The sequence below is a fragment of the Sphingomonas sp. genome (assembly GCF_025362505.1).
Classification (GTDB): Bacteria; Pseudomonadota; Alphaproteobacteria; order Sphingomonadales; family Sphingomonadaceae; genus Sphingomicrobium.
The window spans coordinates 18,594-27,113 of the sequence record NZ_JANYGG010000113.1; the positions used below are offsets into that span (position 1 = coordinate 18,594).

General features: G+C 66.3%; 6 protein-coding genes and 1 pseudogene. 1 reads left to right on the plus strand and 6 read right to left on the minus strand.

Features of this window, described 5'->3' with window-relative positions; all coding sequences use genetic code 11:
• Positions 1–4: 4 nt before the first annotated feature.
• Positions 5–1,534, minus strand: coding sequence for a F0F1 ATP synthase subunit alpha (atpA, locus tag Q0R27_RS11040; RefSeq protein WP_293944596.1), 1,530 nt, complete (start codon positions 1,532–1,534; stop codon positions 5–7).
• 38 nt (positions 1,535–1,572) lie between these two features.
• Positions 1,573–2,142 (minus strand): F0F1 ATP synthase subunit delta, encoded by a 570-nt coding sequence (locus Q0R27_RS11045; RefSeq protein WP_293944599.1) that lies wholly within the window; start codon positions 2,140–2,142, stop codon positions 1,573–1,575.
• Positions 2,143–2,360: 218 nt separating this feature from the next.
• Between Q0R27_RS11045 and Q0R27_RS11050 the strand changes: the two genes are divergently transcribed.
• On the plus strand, positions 2,361–3,404 hold the full coding sequence (locus Q0R27_RS11050; protein WP_293944602.1) for a methylated-DNA--[protein]-cysteine S-methyltransferase: 1,044 nt from the start codon (positions 2,361–2,363) through the stop codon (positions 3,402–3,404).
• 26 nt (positions 3,405–3,430) lie between these two features.
• Here Q0R27_RS11050 and Q0R27_RS11055 read toward each other — a convergent pair whose 3' ends face one another.
• The 4 genes and pseudogenes from Q0R27_RS11055 to Q0R27_RS11070 all read right to left on the minus strand — a co-directional run.
• The gene (locus tag Q0R27_RS11055; protein ID WP_293944604.1) at positions 3,431–4,858 is read right to left on the minus strand and encodes a hypothetical protein; all 1,428 of its coding nucleotides are present in this window, start codon (positions 4,856–4,858) and stop codon (positions 3,431–3,433) included.
• Positions 4,859–5,084: 226 nt separating this feature from the next.
• The gene (locus Q0R27_RS11060; RefSeq protein WP_293944609.1) at positions 5,085–7,247 is read right to left on the minus strand and encodes a primosomal protein N'; all 2,163 of its coding nucleotides are present in this window, start codon (positions 7,245–7,247) and stop codon (positions 5,085–5,087) included.
• Between the two features lie 46 nt (positions 7,248–7,293).
• The gene (gene purC, locus Q0R27_RS11065; protein WP_293944615.1) at positions 7,294–8,073 is read right to left on the minus strand and encodes a phosphoribosylaminoimidazolesuccinocarboxamide synthase; all 780 of its coding nucleotides are present in this window, start codon (positions 8,071–8,073) and stop codon (positions 7,294–7,296) included.
• 230 nt (positions 8,074–8,303) lie between these two features.
• Positions 8,304–8,520 (minus strand): annotated as a pseudogene (locus tag Q0R27_RS11070) (vgr related protein); the annotation flags it as partial.

Sequence of the window (8,520 nt, forward strand, 5' to 3'; positions counted from 1 at the left end):
CGGTTCAGGCGAACTGCTTGCCGAAGGTCGCCAGCGCGTCCTTGAGCGCCGCCGAGGTCTCGTCGTCGAGCGCCTTGGTGTCGCGGATCTTGGCGAGGATTTCGGGCTTGTCCGAGCGCAGGTAGCTCAGCATCGCCGCTTCGTAGCGGGTGATGTCGGCGGTCGGGACCGGGTCGACAAACCCTTGCGTGCCGGCGAAGATCGAGGCGACCTGCTCCTCGATCGGCATCGGCTGAAACTGCGGCTGCTTGAGCAGCTCGGTCAGCCGGGCGCCACGCGCCAGCAGCTTCTGGGTCGAGGCATCGAGGTCCGAGCCGAACTGGGCGAAGGCGGCCATTTCGCGATACTGGGCAAGCTCGAGCTTGATCGACCCGGCGACCTTCTTCATCGCCTTGGTCTGTGCCGCCGAGCCAACGCGGCTGACCGAAAGCCCGACGTTGATCGCGGGACGAATGCCCTGGTAGAACAGATCGGTCTCGAGGAAGATCTGGCCGTCGGTGATCGAGATCACGTTGGTCGGGATATAGGCCGACACGTCGCCCGCCTGCGTCTCGATGATCGGCAGCGCGGTGAGCGAGCCGCCGCCATTGTCGGCGTTCATCTTGGCGGCGCGTTCGAGCAAGCGAGAGTGGAGATAGAAGACGTCGCCGGGGTAGGCCTCCCGGCCCGGCGGGCGGCGCAGCAGCAGCGACATCTGGCGATAGGCGACCGCCTGCTTCGACAGATCGTCATAGACGATGACCGCGTGCATGCCGTTGTCGCGGAAAAATTCGCCCATGGCGCAGCCGGTGTAGGGCGCGAGATATTGCAGCGGGGCGGGCTCCGACGCGGTCGCGGCGACGACGATGGTATATTCCATCGCGCCATTTTCCTCGAGCGCGCGGACGATCTGGGCGACGGTCGAGCGCTTCTGCCCGATCGCGACATAGATGCAGTAGAGCTTCTGGCTCTCGTCGTCGCCGGCGTTGGCCTTCTTCTGGTTGATGAAGGTGTCGAGCGCGACGGCGGTCTTGCCGGTCTGGCGATCGCCGATGATCAGCTCGCGCTGGCCGCGACCGACGGGGACGAGCGCGTCGAGCGCCTTGAGTCCGGTCTGGACCGGCTCGTGAACCGACTGGCGCGGGATGATGCCCGGCGCCTTCACCTCGACGCGGCTGCGCTGGTCGCTGACGATCGGGCCCTTGCCGTCGATCGGGTTGCCGAGCGCGTCTACCACGCGGCCGAGCAGGCCCTTGCCGACGGGGACGTCGACGATCGTGCCGGTGCGCTTGACGGTCGAGCCTTCCTTGATCGTCGCGTCCGACCCGAAGATGACCGCGCCGACGTTGTCGGCCTCGAGGTTCAAGGCCATTCCCTGAATGCCGCCGTCAAACTCGACCATCTCGCCGGCCTGGACGTTGTCGAGCCCGTGAATGCGGGCGATGCCGTCGCCGACCGACAGCACGGTGCCGACTTCGGAGACCTGCGCGTCGACGTCGAAGTTCGCGATCTGGTCGCGAATGACGCGGGAGATTTCAGCGGCGCGGATATCCATGGGTTTAGCCTTTCATCTTATCTTGTTGTGCGGCGGCGCTAGCCCCGCATCGCCTGCGCGAGGGTATTGAGACGGGTGCGGATCGACGCATCGATCATCTGGCTGCCGAGCCGGACGATGATGCCGCCGAGGATGGCGGGGTCGACATGCGCGTCGATCGAAACGTCGCGCTTGGCGCGCTGCTTGAGCTGGGCAGCGAGCGCGGCGCGCTGGTCGTCGTCGAGCGGGTGGGCGGTGGTAACCTCGGCGGTCGTTTCGCCGCGGTGGGCGGCGGCCAGCGCGCGGATCGCGGCGATGACCTTGGGCAGCTCGCGCAGCCGGCCATTGTGGGCGAGGACGCCGATGAAATTGGCGGTGAGCTTGTCGAGGCCGAGTGTCGGGGCGATCGTCGCGATGACCTTGCCGGCGTCGGCGCGGGTGACCAGCGGGCTCGACACGAGGCGCTTGAGGTCGGGCGATTCGGCCAGCGCCTGGCTCAGCGATTCAAGGCTCTTCGAGACCGAATCGATCTGCTTCTCGTCACGGGCGAGGCCGAACAGAGCCGACGCGTAGCGCCCCGCGAGGCTGGCCTGCCCGGCGCTAAGTGAATGGTCGCCAGAATTCTCCACGCGCGATAAGCTCCAAACGAAGATATTGCCCCTGCGTGGTGGGACGCTTGCGGCCGAAACCATGCACCCCCGCCGGGTTGCCGCGCCCGTAGCAGCGGCTCCGGCGCGATGCAAGGCGGGGCTATATTTCGTGCGGATGAAAGGGGGTGAATGACTGGCGTTGCTTTGACCGCAAGCGGCGGGATGCGCTGGCAGACGACGCGCCTTATGCTGTTCGAATGGAAGAGCACAAGATCAACGAGCAGCGGGCGTGGGCAGCGTTCGAACGGCGCGACCGGGGGCATGACGGTCAGTTCGTCGGCGCCGTCACCACGACCGGCATTTACTGCAAGCCGAGTTGCGCCGCGCGACATCCGAAACGCGCGCACATGACGTTTTATGTGGATGGCGCGGCGGCGCGCGAGGCGGGCTTCCGAGCGTGTCTCAGGTGTCGTCCGGATGAACTGGGGCGCGACCGCGAGGCGGTGGCGAAGGCAGTGCGGCTGATCGGGATGGTGGACGAGCCGCGATCGCTGGCCGATCTGGCTGCGGCGGTCGGTTATGCGCCGCATCATTTCCAGCGGCTGTTCACGCGCGACGTGGGCGTGTCGCCGGCGGCCTACGCGCGAGCACTTCGGGCGCGGCGGGCGGAGGCCGAATTGAGCGAGGAGAAGAGCGTGACCGAGGCGATCTATGACGCCGGCTATGCCGCGCCGAGCCGCTTTTACGCCGACAGCGGCGAGCGACTGGGGATGACTCCGTCGGCGTGGCGGGATGGTGGGCGGGGGGCAGTGATCCGCTATGTGCTGGCCGAAAGCCCGCTCGGGCCGCTGCTGATCGCGGCGACCGACAGGGGGATTTGCCGGCTGACCTTCGGCGAAGACGAGAGCGCGCTCAGGCGCAAGTTCCCGAATGCGGATATTCGCCCCGACGACGGGACGATCACTCCGTGGGTCGCGGCGGCGCTGGCGCAGATCGAGCAGCCGAGCGACCACCAGCTGCCGCTCGACGTGCGCGGGACCGCGTTCCAGGAAAAAGTGTGGGCCGAACTGCGCAAGATCCCGCTCGGGCAAACGCGCAGTTACGCCGACATTGCCGCCGCAGTCGGGAGCCCGGGGGCGGTGCGGGCGGTTGGCACGGCGAACGGGTCGAACCCGGTGTCGGTGCTGGTCCCGTGCCACCGGGTGATCCGCTCGGACGGGAGCCTGGGCGGATATGGCGGCGGTCTGCCCAACAAGGTCAAGCTGCTCGAAGTGGAGAAGGCAATGCCGACGCTGCTCTAGAGGGTGGACAGCGCGTGAGTGATGGCTCAGTCGTCGTTGCCCCCGTCGTCATGCTCTTCCTTGGTTTTGTGGTCGCCTTTGGTCGACGTAGACAGATTTCCCGCGAGAAGCGCCATCGCGCCGGGCCTGTCGCCGCGCTGAAGCTTGTCGAGCACGTCGAACGCCTTGTCGCGAGTGTCGCTGCCATGCGGATTATAGGCGATCGGGACGAGCGCGACGCGCGCTTCGGCATCCTTGCCCATGGCGAGCAACGCGCCCGCTGCCCGCCACCGCAGGCCCATATCCTGTGGGGCGGTTTCAAAGGCATAGACCAGCCCCTGATTGGCGCTTGGCGTGGCCGGTTCGCCCGCTTTGCGAAACGTGCTGGAATATAGCATCAAGGGTTCGGGGTCGTCTGGGTCAAGCCGGTTGGCCATGAGGATTTGTGCGCGGATGGGCTTCCAGTCGATAACCGCAGGCGGGCGAGCGCTTGCTGTGCCGACTCCTGCGGCAAGCCGCATCATCGATCGCGCTTTGGTCAGCATCGCATCGCCGAGCTTGGGATCGAGAGCGATCGACCGATCGGCGGCTAGGATCGCGGCTTGTTCGTTGTGCGCATCATGTTCGGCCTCGGCCAATGCGCGTTGTACTTCGGGATCATTGCCGAAACCCGCCGCGACGCGCCTCGCCTGTTCGGCCACCCGCGGCGCGGATTTCTTGTCGACTCCCCGCTTCGACTGCATGATCACCGGCATCATGGCAGCGACGCCGGGACGAAGCGGCGTCACCTCGATCGCGGTCGAATGAAGCTTGGCCGCCGGCACGACCACATAGTCGAAGTGAGTTGAGCGCATGTAGGAATTCAGTTCGTTGTCGAGCCTCGAAAGGCTCCCGAACGCGGTGCGCGCGGCCTCTATCGCGGGGGTCCCGGACTGGATGCCGGCAATGTACCGATCGAGTTGCCCGCGTCGCTGCGGGTTGAAAGTCAGGTAATGCAGCAGCAGCCAGCCGCGACCGTACATCTGCGCGAATTGAAGTGGTTGCATCTTGCCGCGGCGTGGAGCGAGCATGACCTGGGCCGGTAGCGGCGTGTAGTTTCCGGTTAGCAGTTCTGCCCGGTGAAGCGCGGGCTTGCCGATCGCGACCGAACCATCGGATTCGACCGTCGCCGTGGAAAAAAACTCGGCGAACCCCTCGACCAGCCAAGGGGGATAGGCGGCGTTGAGCCGCTGATACATCAAGTGATGCGCATATTCGTGAAAGAAGATGACATCAGGCGTCAGGTCGGTGCGATATTGAGCACCGGCGTCGCGCGGCACGAAGGCAATCGAGCCGCTTGCGCGCGCGAGATAGAATCCGCCCACGCCGCCGCCGCCATATAATGTCTGGACCGCGTCGAGATCCTTTACCTGATAAATCGTTAGCCGATTGACCGGCGCGGGTACGAACTCGGGAAGTCCCCTGACGAACCGCACCGCCTGATCAAAGCGCTCGAGCTTTTCAGCGTAAGTGCGAAGTGCCGTCGAATCATTGTCCCCATAGATCAAAAAATGAGGTGAACTTGCCTGATACCAAGCCGCGCTGACGGAAAACGGACTGATCATCGCCACCACACAGGCGACAAACTGAACAATGAGTTTTATCATTTACGCAACCCAAATTGATGATGCTGCACAAGTTGAAACGAAATTGACGTTGCTGTCAAAGGAAGCTGTACGGATCGACATCGACGGTCACGCGCGTCTTGGGCTTCCATTCGACCCCGCCCAACCAGTCGCGAATGACGTCCTGCACGTCGAGCACGCGGGCGGCGTGGACGAGGATGCGCTGGCGGTGGCGGCCGCGGAGCATGGAAAGCGGAGCGGGGGCGGGGCCGAAGACCGCCATGCCGTCGATCGAGGGAGCGGAGCGGGCGATGCGGCGGGCGGTGGCTTCAGCTTCGGCGGCGTCTTCGGAGGAAATGACGATCGCGGCGAGGCGGCCGAACGGGGGCATGGCGGCTTCCCGGCGGGCAGCGGTTTCGGCGGCGATGAAGCCGGGGGCGTCGCCGGCGACCAGCGCGGCGATGACCGGGGCCGACGGGTCGTGGGTCTGGACATAGACCCGGCCGGGCTTGTCGGCGCGTCCGGCGCGGCCCGCGACCTGGCTGATCTGCTGGAAGCTCCGCTCGGCGGCTCGCAGGTCACCGCCCTGGAGCCCAAGGTCGGCGTCGACCACCCCGACCAGCGTCAGGTTGGGGAAATGATAGCCCTTAGTCACCAATTGCGTGCCGATGACGATGTCAATCTCGCCCGCTTCCATCCCGGCGACGAACTCGGCGGCCTTGGCGGGGGACCAGATGGTGTCGCTGGTGACGATCGCGGTGCGGGCATCGGGGAAGAGGGTGGCGACCTCGTCGGCGATGCGCTCGACCCCGGGGCCGCACGCGACGAGGCTGTCTTCCTCGCCGCACTCGGGACAGAGGCGTGGGGGCGGCTCCACATGGCCGCAATGGTGGCAGGCGAGGCGGTGCATCAGCCGGTGCTCAACCATCCATGCGGTGCAATTGGGGCAGGTGAAGCGGTGGCCGCAATGCCGGCACAGGGTGAGCGGGGCGAAGCCGCGACGGTTGAGAAACAGCAATGACTGGTCGCCCGCGGCAAGGTTGGCCTCGAGCTCGGCGACCAGCGTCGGGGCGAGCCAGCGGCCGCGCATCGGCGGGTCCTGCGTGAGGTCGATCGCGGTGATGGTAGGGAGCGTCGCGCCGGCGAAGCGGCTCGGCAACTGGACCTCGCGGTAGCGGCCGATCTCGACCATGTGGCGAGTTTCGATCGCCGGGGTGGCCGAGGACAGGACTACGGGGATGTCCTCGAATTTCGCCCGCATCACGGCGACGTCGCGGGCATGGTAGCGCACGCCGTCTTCCTGCTTGAAGCTTGGTTCGTGAGCTTCATCGACGATGATCAGGCCGAGGTTTTTGTAGGGCAGGAATAGTGCCGAGCGCGCGCCGACAGTGACCGCCGCCTCGCCGCTGGCGATCCCGCGCCATGCCCGGCGGCGCTGCGACGAGCGGAGGCCCGAGTGCCACGCGGTCGGCGGGCAGCCGAAGCGCGCTTCGAAGCGTTTGAGGAACGGCTCGGTCAGCGCGATTTCGGGGAGGAGGACGAGCGCCTGACAGCCGCGGCGCAGGGTGGCGGCGATGGCTTCGAAATAAACTTCGGTCTTGCCCGAGCCGGTGACGCCGTCGAGCAGGATCGGGTCGAAGCCGCGCGCGGTGGCGAGAGTCTCTGCGGCTCCCTGTTGGTCGGCCGAGAGGTCGGGCGGGGCGAAGTCGGGCTCGGGACGGGGGAGCGGACAGTCGGCCTCGACCGCGACCGCTTCGAGCGCTCCGGCGGTGACGAGCCCGCGCAGCACGGTGTCGCTGACCTCGGCGATGTCGGCGAGCTCGCGGATCGTACCCTGGCGGCCGGCGAGCGCGGCGATCGCCTGGGCGCGCTGCGGGGTCATGCGCGAGGGGATAAGGTTGGTCGGGCGATACTCGATCAGCTGGCGCGGCGAGGCGAGCGCGGACGCCGACGGCAGGATCATGCGCAGCACGCTGGCGAGCGGGCTGAGGTAGTAGTCGGCAGTCCATTCGGCGAGGCGGCGCAGCGGCGCGGCGATCGGGGGAACGTCGACGAGCCCGGCGAGCGGGCGCAGGCGGTTGTCGCCGACTTCCTCGGTCTGGAGGCGATCCGCTTCCCACGCTACTCCGATCAGCTGGCGCGGGCCGAGCGGGGCAACGACGACCTGGCCGGGCTCGACCGTCATGCCGTCGGGGACGCGATAGTCGAGCGGGCCGAGGGCGGCGTTGAGGGTGACGACGCGGGTGCGGGGGAGACTCACGCCTCTGGGTAGCATGCTCTCCCGTCCCCCGGACAGGCTGCGTGTGCTACTTGCCGCGCTTCTTGCGATGACTGTCGAGGTCGAGCACCGCGGTCTCTTCGCCCTCGGGAAGCAACCCCAGCCGGCGCGCCACTTCCTGGTACGCCTCGGCCTCGCCGCCGAGGTCCTGGCGGAAGCGGTCCTTGTCGAGCTTCTCGTTCGACTTCATGTCCCACAAGCGCGCGCCATCGGGCGAGATCTCGTCGGCGAGGATAACGCGCGAGAAGTCATTCTCCCAGATGCGCCCGAACTCGAGCTTGAAGTCGACTAGGCGGATGCCGATCCCGGCGAACAGCCCGCACATGAAGTCGTTCACGCGGATCGCCATGTCGGCGATGTCGTTCATCTCGTCCTGACTGGCCCAGCCGAAGCAGGCGATATGCTCGTCGGCGACCATCGGGTCATTGAGCGCATCGTCCTTGTAATAATATTCGATGATCGTGCGCGGCAGTTGGGTGCCCTCCTCGATCCCGAGCCGCTTCGACAGCGAGCCCGCGGCGACGTTGCGGACGACGACCTCGATCGGGATGATCTCGACCTGGCGGATCAACTGCTCGCGCATGTTGATGCGGCGGATGAAGTGGGTCGGGATGCCGATCGTCTGCAGCGCGACGAACAGATGCTCGGAGATACGGTTGTTGAGCACGCCCTTGCCGGCGATCGTGCCCTTCTTCTGCGCGTTGAAGGCGGTCGCATCGTCCTTGAAATACTGGATCAGGGTGCCGGGCTCGGGACCCTCGTAAAGGATCTTGGCCTTGCCTTCGTAAATCTGGCGGCGACGCGTCATGGGCCTCTTTCGGGACGGGTACGGGAGGTAGCCGGGCCTATAGGCGAGCGGCTCCTTCCACGCAATCGAACCGGGACATTGAGGCCGCTTCGCCGCATTCCGAGGTTATGCCGCATCCTCGATACCTGGCTGGTGGTGCCAGAATAGCCCCGCTCGGTGCCCGTGTTCAAACCTTCCGCGCGCTTGGCTCGTCGTCGCGGCCTGCCGTGTCGAGTCGGTGCTGGCGTGTTTTAGGCGAACGGCAACAGGTCACGCGGCGGACTGTGGGGGAGGATCACACCGCGTTCGGCGAGGAACAGGTGACGCACGATTTCGGCTTGTTGCTCCAGTCCATAACGGCCGAACGGCCGGCCGGGCTCGATCTGGTAGGAATAGCGGCAGAACGGGTGGCGCATCAGGGGGAGGTAGTAGCGGCCCCTCATCTGCGCCTGCCACACATGGGCCATC

Coding starts and splice junctions, on each gene's coding strand:
- atpA (WP_293944596.1), bottom strand. CDS start 1,534: ATGGATATCCGCGCCGCTGAAATCTCCCGCGTCATTCGCGACCAGATC.
- Q0R27_RS11050 (WP_293944602.1), top strand. CDS start 2,361: ATGGAAGAGCACAAGATCAACGAGCAGCGGGCGTGGGCAGCGTTCGAA.
- purC (WP_293944615.1), bottom strand. CDS start 8,073: ATGACGCGTCGCCGCCAGATTTACGAAGGCAAGGCCAAGATCCTTTAC.